At 51.7% G+C, this 951-nt stretch carries 1 protein-coding gene; it reads left to right on the forward strand.

Features of this window, described 5'->3' with window-relative positions; translation table 11 throughout:
* A partial coding sequence (locus R7Q46_RS25510; protein ID WP_318077985.1) for an aldehyde dehydrogenase family protein occupies positions 1 to 818 on the forward strand: 818 nt, incomplete at its 5' end.
* Positions 819 to 951: the final 133 nt, after the last annotated feature.

The raw sequence follows: 951 nt of genomic DNA on the forward strand, positions 1-951 counted from the left end.
ATGGCATTCTGTTTACGGGCAGTGCGAACACGGGTCACATTCTGCATCGTCAGTTTGCAGGTCAACCAGGCAAGATGTTAGCGCTAGAAATGGGCGGCAACAACCCGATGGTCATCTCTGATAACTACGGTGATTTGGATGCAACGGTGTACACCATCATCCAATCGGCATTCATCAGTGCTGGTCAACGTTGTACTTGTGCTCGTCGTCTATACGTGCCGTTTGGTGAGAAAGGGGATGCTCTGATCACTAAGCTGGTGGAAGCGACGAAAAACATTCGCATGGATCAACCATTCGCAGAACCTGCGCCATTTATGGGCCCACAAATCTCTGTGGCTGCGGCGAAGTTCATACTTGATGCGCAAGCAAACCTGCAATCTCTAGGCGGTGAAAGCTTGATTGAAGCGAAAGCTGGAGAGGCGGCGTTTGTTTCTCCTGGCATCATCGATGTGACTAACATTGCTGAGTTGCCAGATGAAGAATACTTCGGACCGCTGCTGCAAGTCGTGCGCTATGAAGGTTTGGATAAAGCCGTAGAGCTGGCGAATGACACGCGCTTTGGCCTGTCGGCAGGTCTTGTATCAACAGACGATCAAGAATGGGAATACTTTGTTGCCCACATTCGCGCAGGCATCGTAAACCGCAACCGTCAATTGACGGGCGCAAGTGGTGACGCCCCATTTGGTGGCCCTGGTGCATCAGGCAACCTTCGTCCAAGCGCGTACTACGCGGCGGATTACTGTGCTTACCCTATGGCATCCATGGAAGGGCAGGAGACGGAATTACCTGCGACCTTGAGCCCTGGCGTGACGCTTTAAGTTTCAATAACAGGGTCACGACCATGCATCGTGGCCCAATGTGCTGACGCATCATTTAGGTTTGGGTAGTACGCGTTGGCATTACACGGCAAGTGAGCACAGACTCAAAAAGCGTGTTTGACTGACTGACATT

The organism is Vibrio sp. 811 (assembly GCF_033339195.1).